Consider the following 16,467-nt stretch of genomic DNA (forward strand, 5'->3'; position numbering starts at 1 on the left):
GTATTTCAAGACTGGGAAGTGTGCTGTTTATTGTTCAGCGCGCAGTTCCCAGAATCCGTTGATATTTAACCTGCGGAAACATGGGGTGTAGAAATTACACCCCATGTTGCTATCGCCGAATAGCGATTAAACGGCTTCAGAAGGGGCCGTTGCCCGGGTCAGGAGACCATCCCGTTCCACGATAAAGGAAACAATGACACCCGCCACGAGTGCCCAGAACGGAGCACTGATTCCCAGTATAGAGATGTTTGACATCGCCACTGCCAGAGCAACAAATGCACCAGTCTGATTTCCGAGTGTGCGGCCAAAAGCATTCTGAAAAGCCGCCAGGAGAACGCCGATCATTGCAAGACCGGCAACGGTGCCAATCAACGCACCAGGCAATGACATGACCACTGGAACCGCAGCTCCGGCGATCAGGCCGAAGGCGCCGAAGAGAACGCCGTTCACCACCGTCGCAGCGTAACGCCCTTCCTTGTTCTCGCCTGCCTGTTCCGAGGAGCAGATGGCTGTCATCGGGCCGGCAATGTTCGCATTATGGCCACCTAGAAAACCCGCCGCGATTCCACCAAGTCCTGAAATCGTTGTCATCATGTTGATGGGAGGGCGATACCCTTCCGCCATGAGCACACCCGTTGCCTGCGCATTTTCTGCACCGATAACCAGGAGTGCGAGCGGAATGGATATAGCGAGAAACGCATCAAGGGTGAATGCTGGTGCAGTGAACTCCGGCATCACAAAGGCGATTTCGGCACTTCCACCGCCTACTGAACCCGTTGCAAAGGCAGCGATCAATCCGACCACCAATGCTGCCAAAACAGGCGGAACCGCCTTGATGAAGCGCATTGAGACAAAGAAGGCAATAATTGCTGCCCCGGCAATTACCGGCGCTGTCCCCACCGCGGACACCGCACCAGTTGCAAAGCGGATCAACGCACCTGCAATCATTGCCATCACTATGGGCATAGGCAGCCAGCGCATGACCTTTCCAATCAGGCCGCTAACCCCCAGAAGAAAGACAATGATTCCTGACATCACGAAGGCGCCGATGGCCTGATCGAACGAAAAAGTGGCGAGAGAACCGGCAACAAGCGCTGCACCCGGAATAGAATACGCGCCCGTCACCGGTTGCTTGTATCTCAGAGCCAGGAATATGCTGATCAACCCGCCAAGAAAATAGATCGCAAACAACCAGGCAACTGTCTGGCCGTTGCTGAGACCTGCTTTGTTGGCGCCGCCGATGACGATCAAGGCAGGCCCCGAGCATCCGAAAATCGCGGCCACAAGTCCGGCGCTTGCCGTCTTCAAATTCAGATGTTTAGGCAAGTCCCTTATGCCGCTGGCGACCCCTGGACCCGATTCTACAATCTGTCGTTTTTCCATTTTCACTTCCTCCCTTTAGCTGATCGGGAGCTGACGTCTTGCATGCTCCCGACTCCAGACCTTCAGACCGCCCGCTCCCAAACGCGGATACTGACGGTCAGCTGCCGATGAAGTTCGGCGCGCGCTTCTCGTGGAATGCGTTGACGCCTTCCCTGAAATCATCCGAATTGCGCAAACGGCTGTAGCAATGGCCCTCCAGTTCGATAGCCACCGACAGGTTTGCGTCGTCCGTGTCATTGAGCAGTTTCTTTGCCGTACGCTGAGCGATGGGCGAGAAGGCGATCAGTTCCTCGACTAGAGCATCAACGGCGCTTTCCAGCTCTGCATCGGGAACAACTTCCGTTGCGATGCCCCAGTCATAGGCCTGTTGCCCGCTAATCCGCTTCGAACGCATGACGATGTGCTTGGTCCGGGTTATGCCCACCATTTTCTGCAGACGAGCTGAGCCGCCTGACCCCGGAATTTGGCCCAGTTTCTGCTCCGGCAATGCGTAGAGGGTTGTTTCGCTGGCAATTCGGAAATCGCATGCGAGCGAAAGCTCAAAACCTACTCCGAAACAGTAGCCGCGATTGGCGGCGATGACGGGCTTTGAGCAGCGTGCTGGTGCGGCAATGTTCCATGCCAGATGCGATACGTGCTCTGGAGATGCCTCCAGGAAGCCTCGAATATTGCCGCCTGACGAGAAATGTGCGCCGGCTCCACCGACAACGATCACACGTACACGCTCATCAGCGTCCAGCGCTTCAAAAACGAGACGAAGCTGATCACGCTGATCCATCGAGACGACGTTGTACGGTGGTCGGTCGAGCGTAATGTCCGCACGCTGAGTTGCAGTATCGATCTTGACTGCGAAGCCATCGAGTTCGGCCAGTCGCGGATCGGCGAATTTCATTGTTTCAGCCATCTGATCGGGATCCTTTTAAGTCTGCTATTGAACGGACCGGTCGTGATCCAGCGGGCGCTCGACGCTGTATTCCCCAGCAACGAGCATGCGGCGCAGGATCTTTCCGACCGGCGATTTTGGAATCTCATCAACGAAGACGATGCGCCGCGGGCGGCGGAAATTGGCAAGCCCGGAGGTCTTGCAATGCTCATCCAGCTCTTCCGCGGTAACACTTCCCTTGCGCTTGACGAAGGCGGTGACAAGTTTGCCCCAGCGTTCATCAGGTAGGCCGACCACGGCTACCTCTGCCACCTGCTCATGAAGAGAAAGGCAGCTCTCAACCTCGACTGGTGACACATTCTCACCGCCTGTGATGATCATGTCGTCAACGCGACCCGTAACGAACAGATCACCGTCCGCGTCGAAGAAGCCGGTATCGCCGGTGAAATACCACCCCTCCCGCAGTGCCTTTGCATCCGCATCGGGGCGGTTCCAATAACCTTCGAAAGCTTCATCACCCTTCAGATAAGCGATGATCTCGCCTTCCTCTGCGACACCCGCATGTTGTTCCGGGGAGTCCGCGCCGAGCTTGACCACACGGATCATCTGGTTGATCCCGGCGCGACCCGCCGAGCCAGGTTTTGCCACCGCGTTCTGCTCGATTGTAAAGGTGTAAATTTCCGAGGAGCCGTAATGATTGACGAAAAGCTCGGGTTTGAACGCCTCATTGAGCCGCTTCAGAAGACCGTCGGTCATTGAGGCGCCGGCAAAGCCGAGCTTGGTGACACTTTTTACTCGTTCGGGTGAAAAGGTGGGCTCATGCAGGAGATCATGATAAAGCGTCGGCACCAGGTAGAGATTTGTAATCGCCTCAGCCTCGATCAGTTCAATCGCACGAGAGGCATCGAAGCGCGGAAGACAAATGAAGGCACCGCCTGTTAGCGAAGAAGCGATAAGGGAGCGCACACCCATCGTGTGATACAGCGGCATGACTCCGAGTGTGCGCTCACCATGCCGATACAGGTTCTGCGCCACATGGGCGACCGCCCCTGCACGTTCGACACGATGGCGGCGCGGCACACCTTTCGGCCGAGACGTGGTGCCGGAAGTGTACAGCATCAACGACCAGTCATTGGCGTCCGCACGCGGCACGGCGTCAGGGGCTTCAGCCTCCATCATGGAGACGAGTTCTTCTGTCGATATGCAGCTAAGTCCAGAAGCCGAGGGTGTTTGAACCAGCGCCTCGCGCGTTACATCCTCGTAAAAGACTGCTTTTGCTTCAGCGTCCTTGATTGCATAATCCACCTCTTCGCTCTTGGCACGCCAGTTCAGAGGCGTGACAATGAGACCGGCGAATTGACAGGCCCAATGCAGTGACGCGTTCTCCCAGCGGTTCATCATGAGAGTGACCACGTGATCGCCGTGCTTCAGGCCAAGCTGATCAAAGCCGGTCACAAGCGCTGAAATCTTGCGATACCACTCGGAGTAGGTGAGCCGCATATCGCCATCAACAATGGCCAACGCATCCCGGTCCCGGCTTACGCTCGCCAGAAAACTTGCCCCCAGATCAAGCATTGTATTTTTGCTCCTTCCTCATTTCCTCCACGGCCGCCAAAGCAGCGGCCACGATCGTCGCGTAGCCGGTGCAGCGACACAGATGCCCGGACAAATGTTCGCGGATTTCCTGCTCGCTGGCGTCTGGTCGCGTGGTTAGAAGCGCGTCGAGCGTCATCAGGATGCCGGGTGTGCAAAATCCGCACTGCAGCCCATGTTTTTCACGAAAAGCAGCCTGCAGAGGCGAAAGCTGCTGTGCGGTCGGCGTCAGCGCTTCGACCGTTCGCACATCTGCCCCGTCAATCTGAGCCGCAAGAATGAGACAGGCGCGCACGGGCGCACCATCCACCTGAACGGTGCACGCACCACAAACACCGTGTTCGCAGCCCACATGAGTGCCTGTTGCGCCCAGTTCGTGTCTTAGAAGATCGCTGAGAAGCATCCGGTTCTCGGCAAGCACCTCCACCTTTCTGCCATTGAGGTGAAAGGCGACGCGATGTTTCGTGTCAGCAGCTAATTGCGGCATGAGCGGGCCTCCAAAACGGTTTCTCGACCCAGCCGGCGTACAAGTTCGCGCCGATAACGCCCGCTCGCGTGCAAGTCGTCACGCGCGTTCAGCGCCCAGGCGATATCGTTGAGCGCGTCATCAAGCTCATCACCATTTTCCTGCGGAAGGTCGAACTGTCGAGGATGGTCGTCCACCCCTCCAATGGCAAGACGGGTTGCCGTCCTATCTGCAACAGCGGCGCAAGCAACGATTGCAAAATCACCATGACGCCTGCCGATCTCACGGAAAGCGTAGCCTGTTCCATTTTCAGCAACCGGAAAGGTTACAGCTTCGATCATCTCGCCCTCGGCGATCGCCGTGGACATCATCCCCAGAAAGAAGTCTGCCGCCGGGACAGTGCGCTTGCTCCTCTGGCTTGCGAGCCGCACCGAACCGTTCAGCGCGATCAAGGCAAGCGGCAGCTCGGCGCTTGGATCTGCGTGTGCCACGGACCCACACACCGTCCCTCGTGCGCGGGTCTGCACATGTCCTATCCATCGGATCGCCTGTGCAAGCAGAGGTAACTTCTTTCCCAGGTGCGGCCAGGCCTCGAGTTCGGCTTGGCGGACGCCGGCACCGATGACCACTTCCCCACGCACTTCGTGGATGCTCTGAAGGTTTCGAAGACCAGTGATGTCAACCAGGACACCGGGCCGAGCAAGTCTCATGTTCAACATCGGCACCAACGACTGACCGCCCGCAATAATGCGCGCATCGGAGCTTCTGAGGTGCAGTGTCTCGAGCACCTCTTCCATCCCTTCTGGTCTGACAAAGTCAAAAGCGGGCGGCTTCATGAACGGCCTCCCAAAAGTGCTTTCAAACGGGAAAGCAAGCCACCATGCGGCGCTCCGCCGCCTGCATGGCGCGCCAAAGCCTGGAAAAACTGGCCAATAACCACTCGTGCCGCGCCGTCGAGAAGACGTCCGCCAACGGAAGCGACCTTGCCGCCTATGCCTGCTTCGTAGCTGTATCCAACGATCGTCTTGCCGTCGGCTTCACGCAGTGTGATGCGTCCCACCCCATTGCCGAACCCCAAGGCACCTTGGGTGGAACCGCTTAATGTGACCGCTTCAGGTTCGACCATGTCAGACAACTTGATTTCAGCGCGGTAACGCCCTTTCACGGGGCCGACGCCGAGCGTCACATCGGCGCGGAAATGCGTTGCACTGACCCGCTCCACACCATGCGCCCCGGGGATGATTGCCTCCAGGGTGGCAGGGTCCAGCAGCATGTCCCAAACAGTCTGGCGGCTGGCAGATACCGTAGCGCTGCCCTGTCCGGTCAACTGACGCTGGCCTGAGGAGCTTTTGTTGGGAGTTCTGGTCTGCGGCTGTGAGGAGGGTTTTTCTTCGCCGAAGATCAGATCGCCAATGCGGCCAGGCGAAAGGGGCAGAGTGATATCGATCGCGCCCGTGGCATCAGCAATTGCATTGGCGATGCAAACCGGGGTGGACATGCAGTTTCCTTCACCCACGCCCTTGGCGCCAAGCGGTGTGAACGGCGACGGGCTTTCATAGTGAAGGATGACCGGGTCAGGGACCTCCATGACAGTCGGGATGAGATAATCCGCAAGTGTCCCCGACAAAAAGGAGCCGTCCTGACCATAGGCATATTCTTCGAACAAGGCTGCTCCCACAGCCTGCGCGAAGGCTCCACGCACCTGCCCCTCAACCATGGCGGGATGGAGAACACGCCCGCAGTCATGCATCGTCACATATTTGTCGATGCGCACTGCCCCTGTAGCGGGATCGATCTCTATGCCGCAAAAATCGAAGATGAAACCATGACAAAGTGAGGAGTTGATGCCGTCCTTTGACGTGGGAGCCTCGAGCTGTTCGGGGGTCCAGAAAACGGTCTCCTGGATCGTGTGATCAGTGCCCTCAGGCAGCATACCCGGTGCCCAATGGCTGGTGGCGGCGACACGATTGAAGGAAATCGAATTGTCGGGATTCAAGCGATCAAAAATGCGCCCGTTCAAAAAATCGACCTGCGATGCTTCAACATTAAGCTGGCCAGCGGCAATTTCAGCCAGGCGATCCCTGATACGGTCAGCTGCGAGACGAGCCGTGCCCGCGACAGCCGCTGCAAACCGGCTGGAATAATTCCCCGACGCTATAGACCAAGCGTCCCGAGCGGTATCCAGCTCGGTGTTCACCCGCACCGCCTTGAAAGGGATGCCAAGGCGTTCAGCAACGACCTGCGCCAGCACGGTACGATGCCCCTGTCCCTGTGGCACCGAAGCGACCTTGACAGTGACTGCGCCAAGCGGATCGATGGAAATCGTGGCGACAGCCTGCGCACCGTTTTTCGGTCCTGCCTTGGCGCGCTGCTCAGGTGTCAGGGCGGTGGTGATGTAGCCCATATTGGAGACGCTCGGCTCTACAGCTGCAGCCAGCCCGATCCCGTAGAGTTTTCCGGCTGCGCGGGCTTGGCGGCGCCGTTCGATCAGTTCGTCAAAATTGCCATTCGCGAGTGCGGCATCGAGAGCAGCCGCATAGTCTCCCGAATCCAGAAGCGCTCCGGTGGCCGTGCGGTAGGGAAATGCGTCGGAGGGGACAAGATTACGGCGGATAACTTCCAGCCGATCGATCCCAAGCTCATCAGCGATGCGGTGCATCAGCCGCTCCAGCGGGTAGTAGATTTGCGGGCCGCCAAAACCGCGGTTGAGGCCTGTCGGCGTCTTGTTGGTAAGCACGACACGGTTGCGAATGGCGACGTTGGCAATCGCGTAGGCCCCCGTCATGTTCCCGTGCATGCGGTATAGGGTTGCTGGCTCGGGTGCGCGCAAATGCGCCCCGCAGTCCTCTATCTGGTCCCAACGAAGCGCTGTTATCCGGCCGTCGGCCTCGACGGCCGCTTCCAGCCGGGTGGCACGATTGGTCGCAGATACGGAAGCCATCAGATGCTCGAGCCGATCCTCAATCCATTTGACAGGTCGACCGGAGACGCGCGCGGCAACAGCGGCAAGGATCGCATACACGAAAACACCTTGCTTGACGCCGAAGGAACCACCTGAGTCAGGTGGCGTTCTAAGGCGCATCCGATTGCCTGGCACTTTTAGCGCCAGTGCCACAACCGCATGGATCGAGAATGGTCCCTGGAAGTTTGCCGTTACATCGTAGGCGTCTTCACCTGGGTCGTACTCAGCAATGACCCCATAGGTCTCAATAGGCGTGCAGGAGTTGCGCGGATAGGACACGTCGATTGCGAAGCGGTGTTTCGCTTCTGCAAAAGCGCTTTCGGGGTCACCATAGCGGAAGCTGCGCTCGGCAATACAATTGCTGCCAAGCGAGGGATGCAACAGCGCCGCATCCTCTTGAAGCGCGGCCTCTGGATCCATCACCACCGGCAGCATGTCGTACTCGACCGCGATGAGATCGAGAGCATCTTCGGCAATATAGCGTGTATCAGCGACGACCAGGGCTACCGGTTCACCCACATAGCGAACCCGATCCCGTGCGATAGGCCAGCATTCCACATCGGCTTTGACGCCAACGGTCAGGCTTCGTGTGAGGGCGGCCACGTCATCGCCTGTAATGACGGCATGGACCCCTTCGACTTCGAGGGCCTTAGACACATCGATGGAGCGAATTTCGGCGTGAGCATGCGGCGAGCGCAGAACTGCCATATGCGCCGTGTCACGACGGGTCGGCAGGTCGTCGATATAGCGCCCGCGTCCGGTCAGTAGCGCGGCATCTTCAACACGCGGCATTGAACGGCCCACGAGGCCGGCTCGCTGCAGATTGATCGTCATGCTCTCCTCCCCCGCCCGAGAGGGCGGTCCTTGGGAGAGTTCATGCTCGAGGAAGGGCGAGACGACGATACCGGTAAGTCTTACAACTTACCCAGAAGTCTCAAATTCGCTCGTTCAACCGGGTGACTCTGCGAAAAACGCTGGGAGAGGACCCAGCGTGATCATGGAAAAACCGCGAAAAATGAGCGGGCACCGAAAAGCCGAGCTTTTCGCCAATTGCGGCGAAGGTCTCATCGCTTTCCACGATCTGGTTTACCGCGTGTTCCAGTCGGTGCACATTCAAGAAAACGCGGGGGCTGACGCCCATGTTGGTCTCGAAAAGACGGAAGAAGTGTGCCCGAGACAATCCCACATCGCGGGCCAGCATGTTCATGTCGCCTATCTCACCCGGCGCCTGCTGAATGAGCCGCACAGCTTTTTGAATCCGGAAATCGGTCAGGTGACTGTTGGCCAGACTTCGGATCGAATTGGGTAGGCCGCGCCAGCTGGTGAAGCGTTCAATGACGGCAATCATCAAGCGTCCAAGGAGATCCTCATGCACGCGCTCATCTTGCGGCGCGTGGACCATGGTGGAAGCCAAAAGTTGTGTCAGGCGCCGGATTTCCTGTGTGATTGCGCCGACGGAGCAGTTGAAGAAATCGGGCGCATTGCTGACAGCCCAGTTGGGGCGGAAAAGCCCAAGCCATTGCGGCTCGATATAGAGAGCGAGAATTACGGTTTTCGGCTGCTCGGTATCATGCTCATACGCATGCGGTTCCCAAGCATTGATCAGGACTGCGCTTTCATGCGTGAGTCGTGCAATCCTGTCTCCGACCTGAAACTGCGTGTCCGCCCCCTCCACCTTCAGAAGAACGTGGCAGTGCGGATGCGCGTGGCGCACCAGTGGGCGATCCATATCCAGAAGCGCGACACGCCCAAAGCGCCCCCTGGCTATGCGCAGTGCATGAGACATCGGACTAAACTGCCGTGGTGTGATCGAAAACACAATACCGCACGGGCGGGGCCGCTTTGGCACGCTGCGGTCAGGAGGTCTCACTCGAGCGATCAGCGGTATGGGCGGTAGGACGCCAACCAAGGCGTCGAGTTCATGACCGAGAAGGAGAGGGGGGCGAGCGGGACCAGATGCCTGCTTTGACAATCTCTGTATGAAGGAGGGAACGACCGCCGATACGCGGACGTCCCCTCGGTCAAAGAAGAAAGCTTACTTCAGATAGTCGGATTGGTTGGCTTTGGCTGCCTCTTCCTTGAAAAGCTCGAGCAGCGCAACCGCATCTTCGCCGTACTCAGTTTGGATGTGCTTCTCAAAAGCAGGCTGAGTCGCTTCGCGCATGGCCGTCCGCTGCTCAGGTGTCAGAGCCGTCACTTCCATCTTCTCCCGCAGGCCTGCAACGCCTCGATCGGAAGCTTCGATAATGCGGGCGAGGCCGCGCGAAGCGGCGACACAGGACTGTGCCGCATACCGGACAACATTCTGCTGATCTTCGGTCAGGCCATCCCAGAAGCTTTCCGAGAGCAGAAAGATGTATGGTGAAAACAGATGGTTGGTGAGAGCGAGATGCTTCTGTACCTCGGAGAAATTGGAGAACGAAATAATCGGCACCGGATTCATCTGTCCATCGATGACGCCGGTTTGCAGTGCGGAATAGACCTCACCCCAAGCCAGCGGATAGGCCTCTGCACCGAGAGCATTCATGATTACTTGGTGGGATGAAAGCGTCATAGTGCGCAAACGCACGCCTTCGAAATCCTCAAGCGTGTTGATCGGTTTTGTCGATGTCGTTACCGCAAAAAAGCCCCCGGTGTCAGGGAAAGCCAGAACCTTGACCCCATCCAGTTCCTTTTCGATGTCGGCTTTTAATGCCTTGCCGAATTTTCCATCGAAGGCCTTGTAGGTTGCAGCATTGTCCGAGAACGCGAACGGCAAGTTCAAAACATCGATTTTCGGATAGTATGATGCGAGTGAGCCTGTCGATGAAATGGTGGCCTGGATCACTCCGTCCCGGACCATCTGGACAGATTCGGCATTCGTTCCGATCTGATCGTTCGGATAGATTTCGACCTCGACCTCACCGTTCGTGTCGGAGTTGACGATGTTTGCAAACACAGCTGCACATGCATGACCCGGATTATCGAACGGGTCCGGGTTGTTGTCATGAGCGAGCTTCAGCACATGTTCCTGTGCCCCGGCTGTCACTGTCATAGCGGATGCAGCAAGGATGGCTGCAAAACTTTGGGCGAGCACTTTTTTCATATTCCACTCCTTCGGTTTTTTCTTTGATTTTAACTTTGCGCGGTTCAGGCGAACCCCAACCACCGCGGCACCAGCAACGCCATGTCCTCCCAGAATGCGAACGTGACGAGAACGGCAATCTCGGCGATGAGAAATGGCCAAAGCTTGATGGAAATGCGCTCCAGCTTCTCGCCGGTCACCGATGACAGCACGAACAGGCAAGCGCCGACGGGCGGCGTCATCAGCGAGATGTTCAGTGCAATTATGAAGATGATCCCCGCATGGATCGGCTCAAGGCCAATCTGATTGGTTATAGGTACGAGAACGGGCGTGAGAATGATAAGGATGGCCGTTATGTCCATGACCATGCCGATAAGCAGCAGAAGGCAGATAATCAGCAGGATGATGATGTAAGGATTTTCGGAGAAACTGAGTATCGCGGACGCAATCTCCTGCGGTACTCGGTTGAAGCTCATCCACCATCCAAGCAGGCTCGCAAAAGCGATGATCACAAAAATCACGCCGCTGATGATGGCCGTGCGCAGAAGCATGTTGCACAATGCTTGAATCGTAATGTTGCGATAGACGAAGACCCCCAGAAGCAATGCATAGGCGACGGCAATCGAAGCGGCTTCAGTCGGCGTCACGATGCCGCCCAGTATGCCGCCGAGAATGATAAAGGGCATGGCCAGCGCAGCGATCGAGTGGAAGAAGCTGCGGGCAATTTCGCGGAGGCTTGCTCGCTTTTCGGCCTTAGGCAGATTGTTGCGCGTGGCGCCGAGCGCGATAACGGCCATGCAGACGATGCAGATAATCAAGCCGGGGAGAATGCCGGCTGCAAACAGACCGCCGATGGATACGCCCATCAGTGATCCATAGACCACCATTATACCCGAAGGTGGGATGGTTGGTCCTATGATCGATCCTGCGGCCGTGACCGCGCACGCATAGTCCCGACGATAACCCTGGCGCACCATCTCTGGCACCAGGGTCTTGCCGAATGCTGCAGCATCAGCGGTCGCGGCGCCTGTCAGGCCTGCAAACATTACGGAAGCGATCATGTTGGCGTGGGCCAGGCCTCCCCGGAAATGCCCAACGAGAATGTGGGCAAACCGCATGAGACGCTGGGTGATGCCGATGTGATTCATAATCTCGCCGGCGAGTATGAAAAATGGCATTGCCAGGAAAGGGAAGATGTCCAGGCTGTTGAACATGCGGCTTGGCCCCATCGCCAGAAAGTGGGCGCCACCCATCCCCACCATGCCTGCAAGTCCAGCAATACCGATTGCGAACCCGATGGGGGTGCCAAGGAGCAACAGAACAAGGAAAATAGCTGCAACGATCATGGACTATAGCTCCGCCTGATCTTCGACCCGCTGCTCACCCAAATCGCGCAACATGACGAGAAGAAGCTGGATTGCGGCAAGTCCTGCCGCCGCCGGAATGGCGGAGTAGGCGGGACCGAGGGAAAGCCCTAGGATCATGGCTTGGCGTGTCAAACCCGCGGCAGCAAAACCGAGGCCGAACCAGAAGAGATATGCAAACAACAGGATTCCTAGAAGATCCGACAATAGCAGCGCAGTACGGCGCAGGGAGACCGGCAGCCGGTCGATCAGGATCGTCAAGCCTATGTGTTCACGGCGGACAATTCCGCTCGAAATCGCCAGCAGCACCGTCCATATCATCAGATAGCGCGCCAGAGGCTCCGGCCAGTTGAATTGCCAATGGAAATAGTAGCGGTCAGCCACCCCGATCCACACATTGACGACAAGAGCGGCCATCAATGCGATCAAGATGATCTCGACGCAGCGATTCAATTTTTCGCTGAGCTCTCCCGCCACCTGTCTAATCATGGTTCGCCTCCCATTGGCTCCTACCTCCGCTTCCTGCTAATCGCCGATTGGCCGACCCGGATCATTCGTATTCAGACTTGAGAGGCTCACGCGGATGCGTCGCAGGCTTTCAAGAACGCTGGGCCCGATCAGCTCGGCTGTGGTCATCGCGATGAGATCAATCAGGAAGAGGAGCGCATATCGGCCCGAGGTGGGCTTGTAGAGCTGCGTATCGGCAGGAATGACGAAAGGCAGGCAAGCCTCAGCCTCTTTCGCCAAGACAGATTCAGGGTGCGTTATGGTGATGGTACGGGCGCCATACTGGCGCGCGACGCGAACAGACTCGATAATGGATGCTGCCTGACCTGAGGCCGATATGGCGAAAACGAGCGAACGCTTGTCGCACACGGCAGCAGTCATGCGCTGCATTTGCCCATCGGTATGGGCAACGATCGGTACGCCCAGTCGAAAAAGCCGGTTCTGCATTTCGACCGCACCCATGGAAGAAACGCCGCCAGACCCGAACACATAGACCTGGCCCGCATCAACGACATGTTGCGCCACCTCGTTGACGGTTTTCATGTCAATCGCATCGCGCACGCGCTGCATCGCGTTGGCTGCGCCATCCGCTATGGCGCCTACGATCCGCGCATCGCGCTCGTCACGCACGAGCGGCTCAGGAAAAAGATAAACCCCACCGATCGCGAGCACTTGCGCCAATTTGAATTTGAAGTCGCGGATACCGTCACATCCGAGGGCGCGGCAGAAGCGGGTGACTGTCGGTTCACTGACGCCAGCACGGAGTGCGAGGTCGGCAATCGACGCCTTCGATGCGTACTCGATGTCGGACAATACGATCTCAGCGAGTCGCTTTTCAGCGTTGCTGCCGTCTGCCGCCCAGATCCGCAATCGGTTGATGATGTCAGTGGTGGTCAAGCGCTGCCCCTCAGCAAATTGCTCCGATCCCCAAGCCTTTCGATGTCAGCTTGACACCGGATATGAAAAAAAGCAACATTATATCACAAGAGATTTGCCACATATTTCGCAATAAAATCCAATTATGTTGGAAAATTTCATACCTATTAGAATGAGAGAGCTCGATAAGTTCCTCCTCCAGGCGTCAAGGAATTCAGTTCAATGAAGTTCGACCTAGTACTCGCAGGTGGTCGCGTCCTCGATCCTTCACAGAACCTCGACCGCGTTACGCAAGTGGGTTTTACCGACGGCAAAGTGGCTGCGGTGGGAGACGATCTGGCGGCACAAGCTCAATCAGTCAGGGACGTTTCCGGGAAGATTGTTACGCCGGGAATCATTGACCTTCATACGCATGTGTACTGGGGCGGTACGTCACTCGGTATTGATGCCGATGATTTCGCCCGAAGCAGTGCGGTGACCACCTGCGTGGACACGGGCAGCGCCGGTCCTGGCAATTTCCCCGGCTTTCGCCGACATGTGATTGAGCCTGCCGATGCGCGCATTCTCGTCTACCTTCATGTTTCCTTCGCGGGCATCTACGGCTTCGACACGAAAATTATGGTGGGCGAAAGCCATGACTTCCGACTGATGGCACCCAAACACGCTGCGGAGGTCATTGAAGCCAATCGTGACGTCATCGTCGGTATCAAGGTACGAATTGGGCGGCATGCAAGCGGACCACAGGGCATAGCTCCTCTGGACGTGGCGCTTGGACTTTCGGACGAAGTGGGGCTGCCTGTCATGTGCCACATCGATGAACCGCCGCCTTCATATGAAGCAGTTGTTTCGAAACTGCGCAAAGGTGATGTGCTTACACATTGCTTTCGCCCGTTTCCGAACGCTCCAATCATGGGCAATGGGCGGGTCAAGGCAGAGGTTCTGGAAGCGCGGGAGCGAGGCGTCTATTTCGACATTGGGCACGGTATGGGCTCCTTCTCCTACAAAACGGCTCGAGCCATGCTGGAAGCTGGCTTCCCTCCTGATACAATTTCCTCTGATGTTCATGCATTTTGCACCGAGGGGCCTGCCTACGATCAGCTGACGACCATGAGCAAGTTCCTGGGCCTTGGCATGCCGTTGAGCGAGGTCATCGAAAGGTCCACGGTCAGAGCAGGCCAAGTCCTTCAGCGTCCCGAGCTTGGTACGTTCCGGAAGGGAGCTGTGGGAGACGCCTCAATCCTTACCCTTGCTTCGGGCGAGTTTGCTCTTGAAGATGTGGAAGGCGAAATCCTTCACACAAACCAGCGTCTCCAGGCGGCAGGCGTCGTGCTCAATGGCCGGTGGTGGCACCCGGCATGAGATGGGCTGATCTCACCACGGCGGAGATCGACCAGGTGGATCGTGATACGGTGGTGATCCTGCCGATCGCAGCAGTCGAGCAACATGGTCCGCATCTCCCCCTTTCCACGGACTGCAGGATCGGTATGCATTTGCTGGAAAGCGTGGAGCAACGCTGCAGCAACGACATGCTGATCCTGCCGCAGGTTCAGGTTTGCTGTTCCGATCACCACATGGATTTCGTGGGGACGCTGACTGTCCGTCACGAGACCTTTCTTGCCTATGCAGGAGACATTCTGCGCTCGGTCATCGCTCATGGGTTTCGCACCCTGCTGATCTTCAACAGCCATGGCGGGAATCAGGCGATTGGCAGAGTTCTCGTCGATCAGATTGGGCACCAGGAGCAGGGGTGCCGCATTGCTTTGGCGACATGGTGGACTCTTGCGGCTCCAGCATTGGCACAAATCCGTGAAAGCGAATTGGGAGGTGCCAATCACGCGTGTGAGTTCGAGACGTCGCTGATGATGGAGGCCGACCCGGCAAGTGTTCGGCGTCACTGCATCGAAGAGCGCAGCTTAGGCCCAACCACGCGTTGGACTGTGGAAGACATGTTGGCTGCCCCGCCCATATCGCTCTATCGCAGCATGAAGGACAAATCAGGCGGTACGGGCACTGTCGGCGAACCAGCTCTTGCCACCCGCCAGAAAGGTCGCGCCATCACGGAGGCCGTAACAATTCAGCTCCAGCAGCTGGTACAGGATCTGCGGCGCATCCACGAGGTGGAAAAATGAGACATTCGGAGTGGCTTGCCTGTACTGAGTGTGGAGAGGAGACCAACATCACCTCCGTACCGTCCACCTGCCCGAGTTGTGGCGGAATTCTCGATTTGCATCTGCCGGACAATACGCAGGCCGATCGCGATCCGGCACCGACCAGCCTATGGCATTGGGCTCACCATCTTCCATACTGCTCGGAGGAAAATCGTATCTCGCTGGGCGAAGCAGGCTCACCGCTCCTCGCCTGCCCACGGTTGGCCAGGAAGATGGGTGTCGCAGATCTGTGGATCAAAAATGATTCCATATCTCCGACGGCGTCGTTCAAAGATCGGGCGATTGCGTTAGCCACTTCACTCGCACGACAGCACCAACGCAAGGGTTTGGTGCTGTCTTCAAGCGGAAATGCCGGTGCTTCTGCAGCGGCGTATGCTGCGCGCGCCGGTCTGCCGGTTGTCGTTCTTGTTCCGGCCTCTGCCCCTGAGGCGAAACTGCGTCAGATCGCTGCCACGGGAGCACGACTCGTCAAAGTCGAGGGTAATACGAGCGACTGTTGCCGCCTGGCCGACAAGCTGGCGCGCGAACGGGACTGGGTCAATCTCACCACCACATATCATAACCCCTATGGGGTTGATGCCTATGCGACGCTCGCCTACGAGATCGCACATCTTGAGGCAGATGTTTTGCTGCTCCCAATTTCGAGCGGTCCGCTGCTGGGCGGTATCATGAAGGGCTTCCAGCGGCTGCTCGAAGCAGGCCACCTTGCAACAGTCCCGCGGCCTATCGCCATACAGGCAAGCAGGTGCGCACCCATCGTGCAAGCTTTCCAAAGTGGCAGCAGCGTCAAGCCATGGGAGCACCAAACCACGATAGCATCTGCACTCAATGACACCTTGGCGGGTTACGAACGCGACGGCGACTACACCCTTTCGTGGATCAAGCGTTTCAAAGGTGCTGCGTTTGCAGTGGACGATCCTGATATCCTTCAGGGCCTCCGCGACCTCTCGCAGATGGAAGGGATACTGGCTGAGCCCAGTGGAGCCGTACCGATAGCGGCCCTCGGGCAGCTGCGCCGAAAGGGCCTTGTGAAGGAAAACGACCGCATAGTGGCCGTCGTCACCGGCCACGGTCTGAAGGATCTAAGCTGGGTCGACGTGGCAATTGATACGGCGCCTATAAAGGCCGACTTCTCGGCTCTTGCTCGCCTGGTTGACCAGCCGTCACCCATGGCTGGATAACAGGTGCTGTCACTCTTTCA

14 protein-coding genes are annotated in these 16,467 nt (G+C 57.5%); 3 read left to right on the forward strand and 11 right to left on the reverse strand.

The features are described from left to right. Positions 1-126 precede the first annotated feature (126 nt). From AC2CHD_RS20015 to AC2CHD_RS20065, 11 genes are all read right to left on the reverse strand, one after another. Positions 127-1,308, reverse strand: coding sequence for a benzoate/H(+) symporter BenE family transporter (locus AC2CHD_RS20015; RefSeq protein WP_484555050.1), 1,182 nt, complete (start codon positions 1,306-1,308; stop codon positions 127-129). A 172-nt stretch (positions 1,309-1,480) separates the two neighbouring features. Continuing rightward, positions 1,481-2,287 (reverse strand): enoyl-CoA hydratase/isomerase family protein, encoded by an 807-nt coding sequence (locus tag AC2CHD_RS20020; RefSeq protein WP_484555051.1) that lies wholly within the window; start codon positions 2,285-2,287, stop codon positions 1,481-1,483. Positions 2,288-2,311: 24 nt separating this feature from the next. Beyond that, a complete protein-coding gene (locus tag AC2CHD_RS20025) occupies positions 2,312-3,841 on the reverse strand; it encodes an AMP-binding protein (RefSeq protein ID WP_484555052.1) in 1,530 nt (509 codons plus the stop codon). Beyond that, positions 3,834-4,346, reverse strand: coding sequence for a (2Fe-2S)-binding protein (locus AC2CHD_RS20030; protein WP_484555053.1), 513 nt, complete (start codon positions 4,344-4,346; stop codon positions 3,834-3,836). The genes AC2CHD_RS20025 and AC2CHD_RS20030 overlap by 8 nt, the downstream gene beginning before the upstream one ends. Next, positions 4,334-5,161, reverse strand: coding sequence for an FAD binding domain-containing protein (locus AC2CHD_RS20035; protein ID WP_484555054.1), 828 nt, complete (start codon positions 5,159-5,161; stop codon positions 4,334-4,336). The genes AC2CHD_RS20030 and AC2CHD_RS20035 overlap by 13 nt, the downstream gene beginning before the upstream one ends. Continuing rightward, positions 5,158-8,121, reverse strand: a complete 2,964-nt coding sequence (locus tag AC2CHD_RS20040) for a xanthine dehydrogenase family protein molybdopterin-binding subunit (RefSeq protein ID WP_484555055.1) — start codon at positions 8,119-8,121, stop codon at positions 5,158-5,160. The genes AC2CHD_RS20035 and AC2CHD_RS20040 overlap by 4 nt, the downstream gene beginning before the upstream one ends. Before the next feature lie 100 nt (positions 8,122-8,221). Next, positions 8,222-9,073 (reverse strand): helix-turn-helix domain-containing protein, encoded by an 852-nt coding sequence (locus AC2CHD_RS20045; RefSeq protein WP_484555056.1) that lies wholly within the window; start codon positions 9,071-9,073, stop codon positions 8,222-8,224. 249 nt (positions 9,074-9,322) lie between these two features. Further along, entirely contained in the window at positions 9,323-10,435 is a 1,113-nt protein-coding gene (locus AC2CHD_RS20050; protein WP_484555057.1) for a TRAP transporter substrate-binding protein, read from the reverse strand. Next, positions 10,417-11,697, reverse strand: a complete 1,281-nt coding sequence (locus tag AC2CHD_RS20055; protein WP_229449967.1) for a TRAP transporter large permease — start codon at positions 11,695-11,697, stop codon at positions 10,417-10,419. The genes AC2CHD_RS20050 and AC2CHD_RS20055 overlap by 19 nt, the downstream gene beginning before the upstream one ends. A gap of 3 nt (positions 11,698-11,700) precedes the next feature. After that, positions 11,701-12,204, reverse strand: a complete 504-nt coding sequence (locus tag AC2CHD_RS20060) for a TRAP transporter small permease (protein ID WP_255663924.1) — start codon at positions 12,202-12,204, stop codon at positions 11,701-11,703. A 36-nt stretch (positions 12,205-12,240) separates the two neighbouring features. Then, complete coding sequence (locus AC2CHD_RS20065) at positions 12,241-13,119, reverse strand: MurR/RpiR family transcriptional regulator (RefSeq protein ID WP_229449969.1); 879 nt, start codon at positions 13,117-13,119, stop codon at positions 12,241-12,243. A 201-nt stretch (positions 13,120-13,320) separates the two neighbouring features. Between AC2CHD_RS20065 and AC2CHD_RS20070 the strand changes: the two genes are divergently transcribed. From AC2CHD_RS20070 to AC2CHD_RS20080, 3 genes are read left to right on the forward strand one after another with little or no spacing between them, the layout of a single operon-like run. Beyond that, positions 13,321-14,457 carry an amidohydrolase/deacetylase family metallohydrolase gene (locus tag AC2CHD_RS20070; protein ID WP_229449970.1) on the forward strand — a complete coding sequence of 379 codons (1,137 nt, stop codon included), beginning with the start codon at positions 13,321-13,323 and terminating at the stop codon, positions 14,455-14,457. Then, positions 14,454-15,227: a creatininase family protein gene (locus AC2CHD_RS20075; protein ID WP_229449971.1), complete on the forward strand. Its 774-nt coding sequence runs from the start codon at positions 14,454-14,456 to the stop codon at positions 15,225-15,227. Before AC2CHD_RS20070 ends, AC2CHD_RS20075 begins: the two co-directional genes overlap by 4 nt. Next, complete coding sequence (locus tag AC2CHD_RS20080) at positions 15,224-16,447, forward strand: threonine synthase (RefSeq protein WP_484555058.1); 1,224 nt, start codon at positions 15,224-15,226, stop codon at positions 16,445-16,447. The genes AC2CHD_RS20075 and AC2CHD_RS20080 overlap by 4 nt, the downstream gene beginning before the upstream one ends. Positions 16,448-16,467 lie beyond the last annotated feature (20 nt).

The organism is Nitratireductor sp. ATLC21 (assembly GCF_057196525.1).